The sequence below is a fragment of the Lysobacter sp. A378 genome, assembly GCF_054052125.1.
Window position 1 is genome coordinate 18,323 of the sequence record NZ_JBSVRK010000005.1, and the last position, 18,179, is coordinate 36,501.

Consider the following 18,179-nt stretch of genomic DNA (forward strand, 5'->3'; position numbering starts at 1 on the left):
GTGGATTATCGCAAGTTGTGATGGATAAGACGTGAGCCGACGCCACACATTGGTCGTTGGTTGGCTGGCGGCGACGGTCGTCATTGTACTGTTCGTCAACCTGGGCAACTGGCAGCTGCATCGGGCGGTCCAGAAACAGGGAATGCTGGATGCCGCCGCGCAGGTGCTGGCCACGCGTGAACGTCATCCACTGGGCCTGGCAACCGACGAGAGCCGCCTGGAATCCTATGATTGGGCCGCGGGCCGCGGTGAGTTCGCGTCGCGCCCGCCATTGCTGCTCGACAACCAGCAGCGCGAGGGCCGCGTCGGCGTAAACGCCTATCGGGTGTTCCTGCCCGAACAAGGCACCCCCTTGTTGGTCGACCTGGGCTGGTTGCCGTTGCCGGCCGACCGCACCTTGCCGGCCATTGCCCGGCCAGAAGGCAAGATCGACCTGCAAGGGTTGCTGGTGCCGCCTCCGTCCACCGGGATCCCGATGGGCCCCGGACTGGTGCGTGACGGCGGCAGTTGGCTGCTGACCCGGGTGGACGTCGCGGCCATCGCGTTGGCGATCGACCTGCCTCTCGCGCCGCGCGTGTTGCGCCTGGATCCGGCCTCGCCACTGGGGTATGAGCGCGACCTGGCGCTGCTTGCCAACACGCTCACGCCCGACAAGCATCGCGCCTACGCACTGCAGTGGTTCGCGTTGGCGCTGGCGGTGCTGGCCACTGCCCTCATCGTTACTTTCCGCAAACCGCGCAAGCACAACCCCAAGGCCGATACGCCATGACCAGCCCGCAACCTCCTGCCAAGCCGCAGGATATCGACATCAAGTCGCGCAACCGCAACCGCATCATGCTGGTCGCGATATTTGCACTGTTCTTTGGTAGCGCGGCTGTCGCGGGCTTCCTGCGATTCTCCGGCTGGCAACCCGAAGGCAGCAAGAACCACGGCGAAGTGCTGCAGCCGCCAGCGGACCTGCGCGAAGTCATCCCGCAGTTGGTGGACGGCGGCACGTATGAGTGGAATCCGGATGCCCGCACCTGGCGCATTGCCCTGGCGCCGCCAACGGACTGTGGCGCGGAGTGCGCCGAGCTTGCACGCGACCTGGACAAGGTGTGGCGGCTGTTTGGCAAGGATGCGGACCGCCTACACATCCTGTGGATCTGTGACTCCCCGGGTTGCATGCCGCCCGCCGCGATGCCGTTGCCTCGCACGCTGCGGCAGCTGCAGCCGGATCCGCGGTTGCTCGCGGGGTTGCCGGGCGTGGATGATCCCGCCGGCGTGCCGGTGTATGTGATCGATCCCAATGGATTCGTGATCATGCGCTTCGAGCCCGGTTTCGATGCCGGCGGCTTACGCTCCGACCTGGCCACGCTGTTCAAACTGATCTGAGTACGGTCGTTACCGTTCCGGGCCCGGAACCGGTATCCACCAAGGGAACCCAATGACCGCATCACACAACCTCCCCAGCCACTCGACTCATCTGCGGCCAGCGCGGCACTTCCATCGCCTCGCCTGGCTGGCGGTGGCATTGGCGCTGGGAGTGATCGTGTTCGGGGCTTTCGTGCGCTTGTCCGATGCCGGCCTGAGCTGCCCTGACTGGCCGACCTGTTATGGCCATGCCGCATGGCCAACGCAGGCCGGGCAGGGCGCCGACCATGCCGCCGCCGAGATCCGGCCGGTCAATGTCGACAAGGCGTGGCGCGAGCAGTTGCACCGGATGGTTGCCGGCGCATTGGGTGTATTGACCCTGGGCTTGGCCTTGCTGGCCGCCCGCCGACGCAAGTTCGGCATCGCCCGGATCGTCGCCGCGTCGGTGATGGTGGCGGTCGCAATCCCGCTGTACATGCGCGATCAGCACGTTGCCGCGTCGGTGTTGGCGATCGTTGCAGAAGCCATACTGCTGTTCTCGGCGCTGCGCTGGAGCAACCTGGACCTGGCCCGGGCCGCGACCCTGACCTTGGCGGTGATCATCTTCCAGGCACTGCTGGGAATGTGGACGGTGACCTGGCTGCTCAAACCGATCGTGGTCATGGGGCATTTGTTGGGCGGCTTGCTGACGTTTTCGCTGTTGTTGTGGATGGCGTGGCGTGCGACCAACGTGCCGATCCGCTTGGCCGAGGCGCCCCGGCTACGCACGTTGATGATTGCCGGGCTGGTGTTGCTGGGCACGCAGATCGCGTTGGGCGGCTGGACCAGTGCCAATTACGCGGCGCTTGCCTGCGGTACCGATTTTCCGACCTGCGTGGGCCAGTGGTGGCCACCGACTGATTTCCGCGAAGGATTCGTGCTGTGGCGCGGGATCGGCGTGGACTACGAGGGCGGCGTGCTGGACGGCGCATCGCGCATCGCGATCCAGATGGCACACCGGATGATGGCGCTGGTGGTGGCCATTTACCTGCTGTGGGTGTCGTGGGTGCTGTTGCGCAAGCCGGGCATGCGCGGTTGGGGAAGCCTGCTTGGGCTACTGGTGTTGGCCCAGGTGAGCCTCGGCATCGCCAATGTCAAACTGGCCCTGCCGCTGTGGACGGCGGTATCGCACAACGCCGGTGCCGTGCTGCTGCTGTTTGTGCTGGTATCGCTGTTGGCGCGGCTGCGCGCACCGGAGGCGTGAGATGAGCCACACCTTCCGTCAAACCTGTCGCGAGTACTGGGACCTGACCAAGCCGCGCGTGGTGGCGTTGATCATCTTCACCGCAGCGATCGGCATGTTCCTCGCAGTGCCTGGACTACCGCCGCTGAAGGAGTCCGTGCTCGGCTTCCTGGGCATCTGGCTGGCCGCGGCTTCCGCAGCGACCATCAACCAGCTGCTGGATGCCCGCATTGACGCCAAGATGGCGCGCACGTCGTGGCGCCCGATCGTGGTCGGCCAGGTGACCCCGCGCCAGGCGCTGCTGTTTGCGCTCGCACTGGCGGGCTTGTCGATGCTGATCCTGCTGGTGTGGGTCAACGTGTTGACCGCGGTGCTGACGTTTGCCTCGATGATCGGCTACGCGGTGGTCTACACCGTGTACCTCAAGCATGCGACGCCGCAGAACATCGTGATCGGCGGCCTCGCAGGCGCTGCACCGCCCGCACTCGGATGGACGGCCGTCACCGGCCAGCTCGATCCGCACGCATTGCTGCTGGTACTGATCATCTTCATCTGGACGCCGCCCCATTTCTGGGCGTTGGCAATCTTCCGCCGCGAAGACTATCGCAAGGCGATGGTGCCAATGCTGCCGGTCACCCACGGCGTGCAGTACACCCGCTGGCAGATCCTGTTCTATACCGTGCTGCTGGTACTGGTGACGGTGTTGCCGTGGGCCACCGGCATGAGCGGCCTGTTCTACCTGGGCGGCGCGCTGGTGCTCGGTGCGGCGTTCCTCTATTACGCCTGGCGGTTGATGGACCCGCCCGATGAGACCTACGCCATGAAGGTCTTCGGCTTCTCGATCGTGTACCTGATGGCGCTGTTTGGGTTCCTGCTGGTCGACCACTGGCTGTTGGCACTCATGCAGCCGGCCGCACTGATGGAGTTCAAGGCGCTCGGCTGATCACTCGATCACGATGCGTGCCGAAGACGGCGATTGCGCCGCCAGCAATGCCGACAACGATGGATCGGCCGGATAGCCGTCGCCGTTGAACTGGAGCGCGACCGTGCCGACGCGGTCGGGATCGGTACCAACGCCGACGAACAGATCATGCCAGCCCCGATGGCGACGCGAACTGATCGCAATCGGCGGCCGGGTATTCGTGGTCCGGGTGACCAGACGGAAATTTCCCTCGGGCGCCGCATGAAAGATCAGCAATGAGCAGCCACGGCCGCTGCACCAGCGACTACCCTCCAGCAACATCATCAGGTCATCGGCGCCATCGCCGTCAAGATCGACAAGTGCCTCACGGTAAGCCGGAACCTGCTCCACCTGCCGGTCCGCCAGGAAGCCTGCCAACGCGTCTTCGGCCGGGTTTATGGCTGAGGTGGTCAGCGTCGGTACTGGCAGCGCGACGGTTTTCGTCGCCGACGTCACTGCATCGGCGTGTCTGGTGTCGTTCTTGGGTTGCGCGTTGGGCAAGTCGAATGCCGGCAGATTACCGCTGCAGCCACTGATCGCGACAACTGCAAGGGCGCAAGCTACCAGTCGCACAGTCCGACCTGGCCGTGGTGCACGCGCAGGCATGTGATCTCTCCGCTACGTCATCGCCATCCAGACTAGACGTGCGTGCGTCGTCGTCGAGTCAACGAGCCTGCGGCAGCGTCACCAGACCAGGTCGTCGGGCACCGGGAAGCGCTGGTAGTACTCGTCGTCCGCGTCATCGCCGCCGGTCTGGGCGATGTCCTTGCGGCCATGGTCGAGCACGATCATCGACGGATCGCGCGAATCGACCTTGTCGGCGGCCGCGCGGGGAAGCAACTCATAGCTCTGGCCGTGGCGGACAACGACCAACGCACCCTTGGCGAGCTGGGCGCGAAGGGTCTCGTTGACCAGCACGCTCCTGATCGCGCCGTCGTCGTTGAAGCGGTAGGCAATCTCGCCTTCGCGCGTGACCTTGTGGCTATCGACGATCTGCCGGACCTGCGCCCGCAGCTCGGCACTGTGGGCTTGGGCATTGCGCTCGGCCGCCAGCGCGCGGTCACGCTCGACGCGCTGCTCCTGCAGCTGGCGGGTGTCTACCGGCGAGGCATCCGGGGTTGCGGTGCTGCGGCCATGGCGCTGCCGCGTCTGTTCGCGAACTGCCTTGGCCACCTTGTCCTTCTTGACCAGGCCGGCCTTCAGCAACTGCTCCTGCAGGGGGGTGCGCATAGTAAAAAGACCGTGGTTCCGTGAAGGGGAGCAATGATTGTAGCGTTGCCGCGGAACAAGCCCCGCTGGCATCCCAGGCTAGCTGAGGCGGGCCAGCAGCAATCCGCGCAGCTCGTCCTTGTCGTCATCGCTCAAGCCGCTTTGGTGGCGTTGGGCCTGCAACTCGTCGACGCGTTGTTGCAGGGTCTGGCGGTTGAGCTGAGCGATGGTGTCGAGCAGCTCCTCGCGCAGCGTGCTCTCGTCGCCCGGCAGCGAGACGACCGCGAGCTTCTGCAGTGACTCGTGCTCCTGGCGGTCGGCGAAGTGCTCGATCAGCGCGCCGGTACCGATGTCGGGACGCTCATAGACCAGGCCCAGCAGGTCGACCAGCAGGTCGATGCCGGGTTGCTGTAACGCCGCAAAACGAAATGGCGGTTCCAGCTCCAGCGCCAGTGCGGGCTGTTGCAGCAGCAGCAGGATGGCACTGCGCACCAGGCTGCGGCGCGGGGTGGCGCGCCCATGGCCGGCGCGGGCGCGCTGTACCGGAACATGGGTAGTGGCGGTACTGGTGCGGGCGCCGACGCCGGTCAGCTCGGTCAGCCGTTGCTGCATCAGGTCGGCGAACGCGCCCTCGGGGATCTGCGCGAGCAGGGGTTTGGCACGCTCGGCCAGCCGGCCCTTGCCTTCCAGGGTGCCCAGGTTGACATCGCTGGACAACGAGTCGAACAGATACTGCGACAGCGGCGTGGCGGCCTGGCAACGCTGGTCGAAGCCACTGGCACCCTCGCGGCGAACGATGCTGTCGGGATCCTCGCCATCGGGCAGGAACAGGAAGAATCCCTGGCGCCCGTCCTTCATGCGCGGCAATATCGATTCGACTGCGCGCCAGGCCGCTGCCCGGCCGGCGCGATCGCCGTCGAAACAGAAATACACGTCCGCCGCGTTGCGGAACAACAGCTCGGCGTGGTCGGGCGTGGTCGCGGTGCCCAGGGTGGCCACTGCGGTGTCGACGCCGTGCTGGAACAAGGCGACCACATCCATATAGCCCTCGACCACGATCAGCCGGGGGATCTTGTTGTGGGCCTGCCGTACCTGCCACAGGCCATACAGTTCGCGGCCCTTGTGGAACAGCTCGGTCTCTGGTGAGTTCAGGTATTTGGGGTTGGCGTCGGCATCCAGCACCCGCCCACCGAAGCCGATGGCGCGGCCGCGACGGTCGTGGATCGGGAACATCACCCGGTCACGGAACTTGTCGTAGATGCGGCCGCTGTCGCTTTTGGAGAACAGGCCGCCGCGCTCGAGCAGGCTGGTCTGGCGCTGATCGGTCCCCAACGCGTCGCGCAGGGCATTGAAGCCATCCGGTGCGTAGCCGATGTGGAAGCGCGCGCGGGTCTCGGCATCCACGCCGCGTCCGTCCAGGTAAGTCCGCGCCTTCGTGCTGTCGGCCAGTTGCTGCTGGAAGAAGGTTGCCGCCGCCGCCATTGCGTCAAACAGGGCCTGGCCATCGGGATTGGCGTTGCGTTGCCGGGTATCACGCGGCACTTCCATGCCGGCGTGCTTGGCCAACTCGTCGACCGCATCGAGGAATTCGAGCCGGTCGTAGTTCATCAGGAAGCTGATCGCGGTGCCATGGGCGCCGCAGCCGAAGCAGTGGTAGAACTGCTTGGTTGGCGAGACGGTGAAGCTGGGTGAGCGCTCGTCGTGGAACGGGCAGCGCGCCGAGTATTCCTTGCCCTGGCGTTTCAGCGGCACCCGCGCGCCGACCAGCTCGACAATGTCGGAGCGGGCGAGCAGGTCATCGATGAATGCGTCGGGGATGCGGGCCATGCAGCGTTGTCCTGGCGGACATCCATGATCGAAAGTGAGTGGTAGGGCTAGGATGCCATCGCAGCAGGCGTTCCGCTTGCCGGCGAGAAAAGCAGTGTCAGATGTTGCTGGCGCCGGCGGGCGGTGGGTCGTCCGCCTGGAAGCCGGTCGCGGCGGGTGCAGAGGCGTTTGCGGCCCTGGATCGTTCGTCGGCCAAGCGGCTCTTGACCCGCGCATGCTCGTCCAGCATCGCGGTGATCAGTGCGCCGGTCATGAACACCATCGCGCAGTAGTACAGCCACACCAGCATCACCACCAGACCGCCGGCCGGCCCATAGGCGTTGCCCAGGGTGGCCCGGCCCAGGTACAGGCCGATCGCCCAACGGCCGAACATGAAAAGGCCGGCCGTGAGTGCGCCGCCGAACAGCGCACGATGCCGGCTGACGGGGCGATCCGGCAGCAGCCGGTAGATCAACGAAAACACCAACGTGTAGAGCAGGAAGGAAACCGCTGCGGCGAATACCGGCAGCAGGTCAGGCAGCCACAGCATGATGATCGCCAATGCGGCTTGCACCACCATCGATACCACCAGCAAGAAGCCCATTCCCAGTGCCATCCCGAATGAAAGCAACCGCTTGCGGACCCAGCTCAGCAGGCCGCCCAGGTGTTTGGCGTCGCTACGGAAAACCCGGTTGAGCGCCGATTGCAATTGTCCAAAGACGATGGAGGCGCCAATCAACAACGCGCCGACGCTCAGCAATGCGGAAAATGAACCGGTGTCCGGCTGCTGCTCGGCGTTGGCGACGATCAGCCGCGCCGTGTCCTCGACCTGGGGTCCCACCAACATGCCGACCTGGTGGAAGAACTCATCCTGCGCCGCCGGGTACAGCGCGGTCGTCAGCCACAACAGCAACACCACCAGCGGCGCGAGCGACAGCAAGGTGTAAAACGCCAATGCCGCCGCCAGCGCGAGGATGTCGTAGTCGATGAACCGGCGGACGAACTTGGCCGGCCAGCTCTGCTCCAGCCGGGCCTGCAGCCCGTGGATGCGATCGATGATCTCCGGGTCGGGGGTTTCCCCGTGCGTCTCCGGGGAAGGTCCAGGCAGGACGGGCGCGGCAGGTTCGTCGGCGTTGCGGTCGGAGGTCGGCATGCAGCGTTCATCAGCGACGTGGAGAACGTCCCCACCAGTATCGATGAACACGAGTTAGCATTGCGTCGCGTGGGGGGGGCTCAGGCGCTCAGGCGTTGTTTCACCAGCTTCGACACCAGGCCCATGTCCGCCTGGCCGGCGAGCTTCGGTTTGAGCACACCCATCAGCTTGCCGATGTCGGCAGGGCCGGCAGCACCGGTTTCCGCCATTGCGGCATCAATTGCGGCGATGACCGCAGACTCGGACAGCTTGGCCGGCAGGTAGCGCTCAATCACCACGATCTCGTCGCGCTCGATGGTGGCGAGGTCTTCGCGGCTGGCAGCCTCGAACTGGGTGACCGAGTCGCGGCGCTGCTTGACCATCTTGTCGAGGATGACCAGCACCTGGGCATCTTCCAGCTCGATGCGCTCGTCGACTTCTTTTTGCTTCAGCGCCGCCAGCATCAGGCGGATCACGCCGAGGCCCTGCTTGTCGCCGCTCTTCATTGCGGCTTTCATGTCATCGGTAAGTTGCTGCTTGAGGGTCATGACGGTGCCTTGTGGGTATGGGGGGTGAAAATGATGCCAACGCAAAAAGCCGGCTGCGCATGACGGCGCGGCCGGCTTGGTGCAGGTATCTCCCTCCGTGCCCGTGGCCACGAAGGGCGGGCGCGGGAGGCGTGAGCGACGCGCCTCAGGCGCGATGGCTCAACCGATCAATACAGGCGCTGGCGCTTGGTCACGTCGCGCGCGGCGCGGCGGGATTGACGCTTCACCGCAGCGGCAGCCTTGCGCTTGCGCTCCTGGGTCGGCTTTTCGTAGTACTCGCGCTTGCGGGTCTCGGCGAGTACGCCGGCTTTCTCGCAGGTGCGCTTGAAGCGACGCAGGGCAAACTCGAAGGGCTCGTTTTCGCGGACTTTGACGGCGGGCATACGGAATCTCGGTTCGGGTGAACTGCCTGGCAGATCCAGGCGAGCCGCATATGATAGCGAGCCGCATGGGACAGACGCAAGTCCGGGCCGGCTGAATGCGGGAGTACGCCGCGCAAAAGGGGCCGCTGGCGTACCCTTGATTGTCCTCCTTCTTCGTTCGAGCTGCCATTGCCGTGAGAGTCCTGGGTATCGAAACCAGTTGCGATGAGACCGGCGTGGCCGTGTACGACACGGCTACCGGCTTGCTCGCGCACGCGCTGTACAGCCAGATAGCGCTGCATGCCGAGTACGGCGGGGTGGTTCCCGAGCTGGCCAGCCGGGACCACGTGCGCAAGCTGCTGCCGCTGATCCGGCAGACCCTGGGCGAGGCAGGAATGACAGTCGAGGATATCGACGGGGTGGCCTATACCGCCGGTCCGGGCCTGGTCGGCGCGTTGCTGGTTGGCGCCGGCGTCGCGCGCGCGCTGGCCTGGGCCCTGGACAAGCCGGCGGTCGCCGTCCACCACATGGAAGGTCACTTGCTGGCGCCGTTGCTGGAGGATGATCCACGCGGACGCCCGGAGCCGCCGTTTGTGGCGTTGTTGGTCTCGGGGGGCCATACACAGCTGGTGGCCGTGGACGCCATCGGGAGCTATCGCCTGCTCGGCCAGACCCTGGACGACGCGGCCGGCGAAGCCTTCGACAAGACCGCGAAATTGATGGGACTGCCCTACCCGGGTGGGCCACAGTTGGCAGCGCTTGCAGAGCAAGGCACCGCGGGGGGATACAAGTTCGCGCGGCCGATGACCAACCGGCCGGGTCTGGACTTCAGCTTCAGCGGCCTGAAAACCCAGGTGATGCTGGCGTGGCGTGACAGCGACCAGTCCGACCAGGTGCGTGCCGACATCGCGCGCGCGTTCGAGGACGCCGTGGTCGATACGCTGGCGATCAAATGCGAACGCGCGCTGGAGGCGACCGGCTGCCAGACCTTGGTGGTTGCCGGTGGCGTCGGCGCCAACCGGCGGTTGCGGGCCCGGCTTGACCAGATGACGTCCAGCCGCGGTGGCCGGGTCAGCTTCCCGCGGCCGGAGTTCTGCACCGACAACGGCGCCATGATCGCTTTCGCCGGCGCGCTGCGGCTGCAGGCCGGGCAACACGCGGATGCCGCCGTGACGGTAGCTCCCCGCTGGGACATGGCAGCCCTGCCGGCAGTTTAACGGCCCCCTACATCTCCATCACTCCGGTACGCGCCGCGATGGCGCTGCCCAAGGCACGGGAACGCAATGGACAAGGTATTCATCGAAGGGCTGCAAATCGACGCACTGATCGGCATCTATGACTGGGAGCGGCGGATCCGCCAGCCGCTGGTATTCGATATCGAGATGGCGTTCGACAACCGGGTCCCCGCGGCAACCGATGCCATCGGCGATACGCTCAATTACAAGGCCGTCAGCAAGCGGGTCGTCGAGTACGTATCGCAATCCGACTTTGGCCTGGTGGAGACCCTGGCCGAACGGGTGGCGTCGATCATCCTGGAGGAGTTCGGCGTGCAGCACGTCAAGCTCAAGCTGAGCAAGCCCGGCGCCGTGCGTGGCGCACGTGCCGTGGGGGTGATGATCGAGCGATCGGCCGGTACCCTGCACGGATGAATCCAATCACCTATCCCGAATTCCTGCAGCCGGTGCTTGCCATTCCGTATGCCCCGACCGTGCTTGGCATCGTGCTTCTGGTGCTCACGGCATGGATCGCCAACTGGCTCACCCGTCAGGTACTGCTGAAGATCGTGGCCCGGGTGGCCCGGCTTTCGCCGTCGCATTGGGACGACGCGATCATGTCGCGCCGGGTACTCGCGCGGCTGGCCAACGTGGTCCCGGCACTGGTGTTGCTGGCCGGGGTCGGCGCAATACCGGGCTTGCCCGAAGTCGTGGATGCGGTGATACGCAATGTCGCCTGGGCCTATGTCGCGCTGACCCTGGCCATGGCGGTCGGCAACCTGTTGGACGCGCTCAACGATATCTACCAGGCCAATAGCCGCTACGCACGCGAACGGCCGATCAAGGGCTACCTGCAACTGGTCAAGTTGGTGGTGTACGTGATTGCCGCCGTGTTGATCATCGCCGCACTGATCAACAAGAACCCGGGGTTCCTGCTGACCGGCCTGGGCGCCATGACCGCGGTGACGATGCTGGTGTTCAAGGACACCATCCTGTCGCTGGTGGCCAGCGTGCAGTTGGCCAGTAACGACATGCTGCGGGTGGACGACTGGATCGAGATGCCCAGCCAGAACGCGGACGGCGACGTGATCGACATCAGTCTGCACACCGTCAAGGTGCAGAACTGGGACAAGACGATCAGCACCATCCCGACCCACAAGCTGATCAGCGAGAGCTTCCGCAACTGGCGGGGGATGCAGCAATCGGGCGGGCGACGGATCAAGCGGTCATTGCTGCTGGACCAGTCCTCGGTGCGCTTCCTGAGCCCCGAGGAGCGAACCAGCCTGCGTCGTATCGCACTCATCGACGATTACCTGGATACCCAGCGTGAGGAGCTGGAGGCGTACAACGCCAAGCTGCAGGCGGCCGGCAAGGACCCCGTCAATAACCGCCGCGCGACCAACCTGGGCACCTTCCGCGCCTACGTCACGGCCTACCTGCGCGCCCACCCGGGGGTGAACCAGGACATGACCCTGATCGTGCGCCAGCAAGATCCCGGTCCTACCGGGCTGCCGATGCAGGTCTACTGTTTCTCCGCCGATGTCGGCTGGGTGGCCTACGAGAACCTGGCGGGCGATATCTTCGACCATCTGCTGGCCGTGCTGCCCGAGTTCGGGCTGCGCCTGTTCCAGCAGCCCAGTGGTGCCGACATGATTGCCGGCCTGGGCGGTCATCCGCGCGGTGTGGTCAACACCGCTGCCATGGCGGCGGCCGCCGCCGATGCCGGTATGGGCGCCGACGGTGACACCGATGACCGTCCTGCGGGTTCCGACACCGGCACTGCACAACCGGACCGCGCATGAGCCGGGCGTATCTCAGCCTGGGCAGCAACCTGGACCCGGCGCGGCATCTGCGCGAGGCCATCGCCGCGCTGCACGAGCGCTTCGAGGTGCTCGGGCTGTCGCCGACCTACCGCACCCGCGCGGTAGGCTTCGACGGCAGCGACTTCTACAACGCGGCCGCCGTGATCCAGACCGATCTTGAACCGGACGCGTTGAACGACTGGTTGCATGCGCTCGAAGACGCCCACGGCCGCGACCGCAGTGGCCCGCGTTACGGGGATCGCAGCCTGGACATCGACGTGGTGTTGTTTGACGACCGGGTCATGGAGGGCGCAGGCAACCTGCGTATTCCCCGGCCGGAACTGAAGCATGCCTTCGTGCTGAAGCCGTTGGCCGATATCGCCGCCGACACGGTCGTGCCCGGTGATGGCCGCACACTGGCCGAGTTGTGGGCGATGCACGAGGACCACGACCTGCCGATGGAAGTGATCGAGCTTTAGGGAAGGTCTGAACCATTGCCGTCATTCCCGCGTCCGACTGGACTTCCTGCGGTCGAAGGCGGGAACCCATGGACGTTACGTGCGTGACTATCGAAGTCCATGGATCCCCGCCTTCGCGGGGATGACGAGCAAAAGTGGGATGACGGGCAAAAGAGGGATGACGGGCAAAAGAGGGATGACGGGCAAACGCCGAGTTGTTCAGGTCTCTTTAGCCGGCCAGCATCCGGCCACCGTCCAGATACAGCACTTGCCCTGTGCAGTAGCTTGCGTCCTGCAACAACCAGCGCACGGCTTCGGCGACTTCCGCCGGCGTGCCAGTGCGGGCCAGTGGCGTGCGTGCGAGTTTCGCCTGCTGCGCCGCGGTGAGGGAGGCGGCGCCCCGGTCTGCCGGTTGTGCGGTGGCCGTGTCGTCCGGATCCTGCGGCCACAGGATCGCGCCGGGCGAGACCGCGTTGACCCGCACCCGCGGGCCCAGTTCCAGCGCCAGCGACTTGGTGGCCATCAGTAGCGCCGCCTTCGCCATGCAGTAGATCGTGTGTTCGGGCAGTGGGCGCTCGGCGTGGATATCGGTCATGTTGACGATGGCACCGCCGGCGGCGGCCAGATGGGGCGCAGCGGCCTGGGCGAGGAAGAACGGCGCGCGGGCGTTGCTGGCAAACAACTCGTCCCATTGCGCCGGCGTGGCCTGGCCGACCGGTGTGGCGCGGAAGCCAGAAGCATTGTTGACCAGCGCGTCCAGGCGGCCGAAGCGACCAATCGTTCGCGCGATCATCTCCGGCAAGCGATCGAAATCGGCCAACTCCGCCTGCAGCACCAGGGTACTGCGCGGACGCGTCGCCTCCAGTTCGGCCACCAGCACGACCAGCTCCGCCTCGGAACGGCGGTAATGCAGGGCCAGGTCGTAACCGGCCGCATGCAAGGTGCGGGCAATGGCCGCACCGATGCGGTGGGCGCTTCCAGTGATCAGGGCAACGGGTCGGGACATGGCGGCAGGCAATCAGCCAGCATTGGTGGGTGAACCGCTATCCTGCGCGACTGGGATGTCCAATGCCAAGCGAGCTCCGTCAACGTGAGTGACTTCACCCTTCCGCCGCCCGATGCCGATGCGCTCGCCCATAGCGAGCAGTTGCAGGCATTGATCCACCAGCAGATTGCCGCCAGCGACGGCGCGATCGCGTTTTCGCGTTTCATGGAGCTGGCCCTGTATGCGCCTGGCCTGGGTTATTACAGTGCCGGGGCAAGCAAGTTTGGCGAGTCGGGGGATTTCATCACCGCGCCCGAATTGGGACCCGTTTTTGCGACCTGCGTCGCCGAGGCGGTGGCGCCGGTGTTGGCGCAGTGCGGGTCGCAAGCCCGGATGCTGGAGTTGGGCGGTGGCACCGGTGCGTTTGCGGAGGTGGCGCTCAAGACCCTGCATGACCTGGGTGCGCTGCCCTGTCGTTACGCGATCCTGGAGCCGAGCGCCCAGTTGCGCCAGCGCCAGCAGCAACGGCTCCGCCAGCAGCTGCCGGCGTCGCTGTTCGAGCGGGTCGAATGGCTGGACGCGCCGTTCGCGGATGACTGGGATGGCGTCGTGTTCGCCAACGAGGTGATCGACGCGCTGCCGACCCCGCGTTTCGCGATCGACCAGGGCCAAGTGTACGAGGAGCACGTGGTGGTGGCCGAAGCCGGTCTGGCGCGTGAGTGCCGCCCCGCCGATGCGTTCCTGTGCGGCGCGGTGCGCAACCTCGAGCAACGACTGGAGCAGCCATTGCCGGATGGCTACCGCTCCGAGGTGCTGCCGCAGCTGCCGTACTGGATCCAGGCGGTCGCCGGTGGTTTGCAACGTGGCGCGATGCTGTTCGCCGACTACGGCTATCCGCGCGCCGAGTACTACCTGCCCGAGCGCAACGATGGCACCTTGCGCGCCTACTACCGCCACCGCATGCATGCCGATCCGCTGTTGTGGCCCGGCCTGCAGGACATCACCGCGTCAGTGGATTTCACTGCGCTTGCCGAGGCTGGCGCGGCGGCGGGGTTCGAGCTGGCGGGGTACTGCAGTCAGGCCAGTTTCGTGCTCGGCAATGGCCTGGCCGGGATCCTGGCGCAGGTCGAGATGCTCGCCGATGATGGCCAGCGGCAACAACGCATCAACGAGATCAAGCAGCTCACCTTGCCCAGCCACATGGGCGAGCGCTTCCAGGTGATCGGGTTCCAGAAGGGCGTCGAATTCGACGCGGCGTTCCTGGCTGGCGACCTGAGCTTCCGGCTGTGACGAGCGAGGCGGCGGCGACGCAGGGTCGATGGTTGCGCGACTTCCATCGGCCGTGGTTGTGGTTGGCCGGGTGGGTGGGCTTGCTGGTGTTGGTGGCGGTCGGCTCGCTGGTGCCATCGGACGACCTGCCGTCGGTGTCGTTCGATGGCTTCGACAAGATCCAGCACTTCGTTGGCCATGCGGCGCTGTCGGCCTATGCGGTGATGTTGTTCGCGCGCCTGCGTGCCCAGGCCATGGTCGCATTGGGTCTGATCGGCTTCGGTGTTGCCCTGGAGCTCGCCCAGACCATGCTCACCGTGGACCGGGTTGGCGACAGTGCCGACGTGCTGGCCAACAGCCTCGGTGTGCTGGCCGGGTTGTTGCTGTCGGCCACGCCGGTGGCGCGCTGGTTGCAGCACCTGGATGCGCGATTGCGCTGAGTGCGCGATGGCACCAGTTCACGAGGCCGCCTCAGGGTTTCTTGCCGGCAGCCGCCGCGACGGCCGCGACGCGTGCATCCCGCAGTGCCGCGCCGATGGCCGGGCCCGAGAGGCCGTCAGGCAAGTCGTTTGCGCGCATCGAGCAGGCGACTGCATGGGCGGCACGTAGTGCGTCTGCCTGCGGATAGGCGTCTTCGGCGTGTCCGGTGCGGCCGCGTTTGTCGGCGCTGCAGACGGTGGCCAGCTGGTCGATCCGGCCGGGCTTGCGGAAGCCGTCGCAACGCTCGATCAGCGTGATCACGGTACCGGCACGCAACTCGTCAAAGCGGTGCACGTTGAGGTGTTCGCGGCAGGCAATCGCGGCCAACTGGAAATGCTCGTTGGGGACTTTCAGCCGTTCGCACAGGGCGCGCAACGGCGCGACGCCGGCTTGTTCGTGGCCAATGTGGCGTGGCAGCACATGGGCCGGGGTCAACGCCTTGCCCAGGTCGTGGGTGAGCGCGGCGAAACCGATCAGGTCGTCGCCCGGAGCCAGCCGCGCGGCCATGTCGCATACCAGCTCGACGTGCACGCCGGTGTCGACCTCCGGATGGAACTCGGCGCGCTGGGGGACGCCATACAACGCGTCCACCTCCGGCAACACCACCGCCAGCGCGCCGGCGTCGTGCAAGGTCCGCAGGAACGCCGACGGCCGTGCACTGGCGAGGGCGCGCCGCAACTCCTGCCAGACCCGCTCGGGCACCAGTTCGGCCAACTCGCCGGACGCCACCATCTGTTGCATCAACGCCATGGTCTGGTCGGCGACGGTGAAGCCATGCGCCGCGAACCGGGCCATGAAGCGCGCCGCGCGCAACACCCGCAACGGGTCCTCGACGAAGGCTTCGCCAACGTGGCGCAGCACGCGCGCCTGGATATCGGCCGCGCCGCCGTGGGGATCGATCAGCTTGCCTTGGGCGTCCTGGGCCATCGCGTTGATGGTGAAATCGCGCCGGCACAGGTCGTCTTCCAGCGTCACCGATGGATCGGCGTCGACCACGAAACCGCGGTAGCCGCGCCCGGACTTGCGCTCGGTCCTGGCCAGCGCATGTTCCTCACCGGTATCGGGATGCAGGAACACCGGGAAATCACGGCCGACCGGCTTGAAGCCGGCGGCTTCCATCGATGCCTGGGTCTGGCCGACCACGACCCAGTCGCGGTCACCGGGTTCCAGGCCGAGCAGGCGGTCACGCACCGCGCCGCCGACCAGGTAGATCTCCATCAGGACGCGGTGCCGTTGGCCGGGCAGGCAAACGACTTGCGCGGCGCATCGGTACTGCCCTGCATGCGATCAGTCAGGCGCGCCGCATCGCCATCCAGGCGCCAGTCGTAGATCACGCTGAATGCCAGCACCCGGGCCACGTACTCACGGGTTTCGCGGTAGCTGATGGTCTCGATCCAGAAGTCCGCATCCATGCTCGGCCGCTGCGCCTGCCAGCGTCCCAGCGGCGCCGGCCCGGCGTTGTAGCCGGCGATGGCGAAGTACGGCTTGCCGCCGTACTGGTCGAGCATCTGGCGCAGGTAGGCGGTGCCCAGGGCGATGTTGGTGTCGGGGTCGTACAGGCTGTCCGAGCCGCCCCATGGCTGGCCGATGCGTCGCGCCACCGCAGCGCCGGTGCTGGGCAGCACCTGCATCAGGCCCAACGCGTTCGCGCCGGAACGCGCCTTCGGATTGAAGATGCTTTCGGCGCGGATCTCGGCTGCCACCCAGGCCGGGTCGAGGTCGTTGCGCGCGGCCTGGCTGCGAATGGTGGCATCGTGGTGAAGCGGGAAACGCAATGTATACAGCTGCTTCTCTCCGGGCGCCTTGCCCAGTGAAAACACCGCGCGGTCGAACCAGCCATTGGCCTGCGCCAGCTTGACCGCGACCTGGCGCTGGGTATCGCTGAAACCGTCGGTGGCGTCATGCCATTCCTTCACCGCCCAGCTCGGGTGGCCCAGCAGGTGCAGACCAAACGCGCGTTGCAACGCGGGATCGGCCGCCACCGCCGCGATGGTCGTGGCATCGGCGTCGACCTGCGTCGGGCACAACGCGTAGGGCTGGCCGAGGCGATCGGCCGCCAGGAAGCCATGGAACTCCGCCTCGCGCGCGGCGGCTTCGTATTTGGCCTTCGCGGTGGCCTTGTCGCCAGCGAGTTCGGCCAGCCGCGCCTCGAAATACTCGTAACGCGAATCGCTGCGCTGCTTGTCGCCCATCTTGCGGATCGCGACCAGGGCGGCGGGCCAATCCGATCGTGCCAGCGCCTCGCGGACGCGCCACTCGTGTAATCGAGGGTCATAGCTGGCTTCGGGCACCAGGTTGAGCCGGCGCGCGGAGTCGGGAAGATAGGAGGCCACCGTCCACAGCGCGATCATGTACATCGCCCGGCCGCGGTCGGCTTCGGTGAAGCCCAGCGCGTTGGCGTACTGGGGCAACAAGGCCTCGGCGCGGTCGGGGTCACTCTTGCCCAGCTTGGCCAGGCCATGGGACGCGACCAGGCGGCTGCGATCGGTCTTTGGCCAGTTCAGCGCGCGTGGGTGCGGAAAGTCCATGAAAGCGGCGTACTGCTCCGCCAGTTCGCGCTCGGGGGCGGACAGGCCGCTGGCCGCGCTGCGCATGACACCCGGCTGCCATTCGGCGGTGGCGGCCTCGATTCGATCCCAGCGCATCGCCGGTGTCAGGCCACCGCGCTCGCTGAGTGCGGCGAACACCTGATCGCAGTCATTGGGCAGCGACTTGCCGCTGCTGTTCCACAGGGCTTGCGCGTCCTTGACCCATTGCGCGTCCGTCTTGCCCAAGGTGACCTGTGCACCCAGTTTTGCGCAGCGCAATTTGGTGCTGCCCACGTTGTCATTCCATGCCGACAGGAGCGCGACCGGGTCGTTGCGACGCGCGCTGGCCGCGAGCCACGACTCCCGGAACAGCTCGGCCACCGCCGTGCCCTGGTATTGCTGCAGGAAGGCTTCGGCGCGTGATGGCACGACGTTGTCGATGTTGCGTCGCAGGCTGGCGTACTGGATCCACCGATAAAGCGGGTGGTCCACCAGGTCGGCGTACTGTCCCGCGTCGAACCGACCGCGCTCGGCCGCCTCGATCGCCGCGCCGACGCGTGGCAGCTGCGGGTCGGCCAGCGGCTGGATCGATGCGGCCGTGGCTGGCGCGGTGGGGGCTGCGGTTGTCGACGATTGTGCGGGCGGTGTCGGGCTGGATTGGGCGCAGGCAGGCATGGCAACCGACATGGCCAGCGCGGCGAGTACGATGGGCAGGATTGGGGGCGACATGACTCGACTATAGCTCAGCCGCCATGAACGTCCCGACGCCGGAATACGCCATCGACGTCGGACAATTCGCGCCCGCAAACACCTGCGGTGCATGGCTTCCTGTTCAGACCGGCCTGGAGTT

At 66.3% G+C, this 18,179-nt stretch carries 19 protein-coding genes; 10 read left to right on the top strand and 9 right to left on the bottom strand.

Going from position 1 to position 18,179, the window contains the following annotated elements; genetic code table 11:
- Positions 1-31 precede the first annotated feature (31 nt).
- From ACW7G1_RS14170 to cyoE, 4 genes are read left to right on the top strand one after another with little or no spacing between them, the layout of a single operon-like run.
- Entirely contained in the window at positions 32-769 is a 738-nt protein-coding gene (locus ACW7G1_RS14170; protein WP_456980407.1) for an SURF1 family protein, read from the top strand.
- The gene (locus ACW7G1_RS14175; RefSeq protein ID WP_456980408.1) at positions 766-1,374 is read left to right on the top strand and encodes a hypothetical protein; all 609 of its coding nucleotides are present in this window, start codon (positions 766-768) and stop codon (positions 1,372-1,374) included. Before ACW7G1_RS14170 ends, ACW7G1_RS14175 begins: the two co-directional genes overlap by 4 nt.
- Before the next feature lie 52 nt (positions 1,375-1,426).
- Complete coding sequence (locus tag ACW7G1_RS14180) at positions 1,427-2,596, top strand: COX15/CtaA family protein (RefSeq protein WP_456980409.1); 1,170 nt, start codon at positions 1,427-1,429, stop codon at positions 2,594-2,596.
- Between the two features lies 1 nt (position 2,597).
- Positions 2,598-3,518, top strand: coding sequence for a heme o synthase (cyoE, locus tag ACW7G1_RS14185; protein WP_456980410.1), 921 nt, complete (start codon positions 2,598-2,600; stop codon positions 3,516-3,518).
- Here cyoE and ACW7G1_RS14190 read toward each other — a convergent pair whose 3' ends face one another.
- The 6 genes from ACW7G1_RS14190 to rpsU form a co-directional block, all read right to left on the bottom strand.
- Positions 3,519-4,037 carry a hypothetical protein gene (locus ACW7G1_RS14190; protein ID WP_456980411.1) on the bottom strand — a complete coding sequence of 173 codons (519 nt, stop codon included), beginning with the start codon at positions 4,035-4,037 and terminating at the stop codon, positions 3,519-3,521.
- A 183-nt stretch (positions 4,038-4,220) separates the two neighbouring features.
- Positions 4,221-4,766, bottom strand: coding sequence for a DUF2058 domain-containing protein (locus ACW7G1_RS14195; protein WP_456980412.1), 546 nt, complete (start codon positions 4,764-4,766; stop codon positions 4,221-4,223).
- Positions 4,767-4,844: 78 nt separating this feature from the next.
- A complete protein-coding gene (gene dnaG / locus ACW7G1_RS14200; protein WP_456980413.1) occupies positions 4,845-6,572 on the bottom strand; it encodes a DNA primase in 1,728 nt (575 codons plus the stop codon).
- 97 nt (positions 6,573-6,669) lie between these two features.
- The gene (locus ACW7G1_RS14205; protein ID WP_456980414.1) at positions 6,670-7,704 is read right to left on the bottom strand and encodes a YihY/virulence factor BrkB family protein; all 1,035 of its coding nucleotides are present in this window, start codon (positions 7,702-7,704) and stop codon (positions 6,670-6,672) included.
- Between the two features lie 80 nt (positions 7,705-7,784).
- Positions 7,785-8,231 carry a GatB/YqeY domain-containing protein gene (locus tag ACW7G1_RS14210; RefSeq protein WP_456980415.1) on the bottom strand — a complete coding sequence of 149 codons (447 nt, stop codon included), beginning with the start codon at positions 8,229-8,231 and terminating at the stop codon, positions 7,785-7,787.
- 167 nt (positions 8,232-8,398) lie between these two features.
- Positions 8,399-8,614: a 30S ribosomal protein S21 gene (rpsU, locus tag ACW7G1_RS14215; RefSeq protein ID WP_456963092.1), complete on the bottom strand. Its 216-nt coding sequence runs from the start codon at positions 8,612-8,614 to the stop codon at positions 8,399-8,401.
- Positions 8,615-8,787: 173 nt separating this feature from the next.
- Here rpsU and tsaD point away from each other — a divergent pair, with 173 nt between their 5' ends.
- From tsaD to folK, 4 genes are all read left to right on the top strand, one after another.
- Positions 8,788-9,810 carry a tRNA (adenosine(37)-N6)-threonylcarbamoyltransferase complex transferase subunit TsaD gene (gene tsaD / locus ACW7G1_RS14220; RefSeq protein WP_456980416.1) on the top strand — a complete coding sequence of 341 codons (1,023 nt, stop codon included), beginning with the start codon at positions 8,788-8,790 and terminating at the stop codon, positions 9,808-9,810.
- Positions 9,811-9,876: 66 nt separating this feature from the next.
- The gene (folB, locus tag ACW7G1_RS14225) at positions 9,877-10,242 is read left to right on the top strand and encodes a dihydroneopterin aldolase (RefSeq protein ID WP_456980417.1); all 366 of its coding nucleotides are present in this window, start codon (positions 9,877-9,879) and stop codon (positions 10,240-10,242) included.
- Positions 10,239-11,609, top strand: a complete 1,371-nt coding sequence (locus ACW7G1_RS14230; protein WP_456980418.1) for a mechanosensitive ion channel family protein — start codon at positions 10,239-10,241, stop codon at positions 11,607-11,609. Before folB ends, ACW7G1_RS14230 begins: the two co-directional genes overlap by 4 nt.
- Complete coding sequence (gene folK / locus ACW7G1_RS14235; protein WP_456980419.1) at positions 11,606-12,088, top strand: 2-amino-4-hydroxy-6-hydroxymethyldihydropteridine diphosphokinase; 483 nt, start codon at positions 11,606-11,608, stop codon at positions 12,086-12,088. The genes ACW7G1_RS14230 and folK overlap by 4 nt, the downstream gene beginning before the upstream one ends.
- A gap of 208 nt (positions 12,089-12,296) precedes the next feature.
- Here folK and ACW7G1_RS14240 read toward each other — a convergent pair whose 3' ends face one another.
- Positions 12,297-13,073, bottom strand: coding sequence for a pteridine reductase (locus ACW7G1_RS14240; protein ID WP_456980420.1), 777 nt, complete (start codon positions 13,071-13,073; stop codon positions 12,297-12,299).
- 84 nt (positions 13,074-13,157) lie between these two features.
- Here ACW7G1_RS14240 and ACW7G1_RS14245 point away from each other — a divergent pair, with 84 nt between their 5' ends.
- Entirely contained in the window at positions 13,158-14,342 is a 1,185-nt protein-coding gene (locus tag ACW7G1_RS14245; protein WP_456980421.1) for a class I SAM-dependent methyltransferase, read from the top strand.
- 32 nt (positions 14,343-14,374) lie between these two features.
- On the top strand, positions 14,375-14,761 hold the full coding sequence (locus tag ACW7G1_RS14250; protein WP_456980422.1) for a VanZ family protein: 387 nt from the start codon (positions 14,375-14,377) through the stop codon (positions 14,759-14,761).
- Positions 14,762-14,792: 31 nt separating this feature from the next.
- Here the strand turns inward: ACW7G1_RS14250 and ACW7G1_RS14255 are convergent, their stop codons facing one another.
- Together ACW7G1_RS14255 and ACW7G1_RS14260 are read right to left on the bottom strand one after the other, a co-directional pair.
- The gene (locus tag ACW7G1_RS14255; RefSeq protein ID WP_456980423.1) at positions 14,793-16,019 is read right to left on the bottom strand and encodes a multifunctional CCA addition/repair protein; all 1,227 of its coding nucleotides are present in this window, start codon (positions 16,017-16,019) and stop codon (positions 14,793-14,795) included.
- Positions 16,019-18,058, bottom strand: coding sequence for a transglycosylase SLT domain-containing protein (locus tag ACW7G1_RS14260; protein ID WP_456980424.1), 2,040 nt, complete (start codon positions 18,056-18,058; stop codon positions 16,019-16,021). Before ACW7G1_RS14260 ends, ACW7G1_RS14255 begins: the two co-directional genes overlap by 1 nt.
- Positions 18,059-18,179 lie beyond the last annotated feature (121 nt).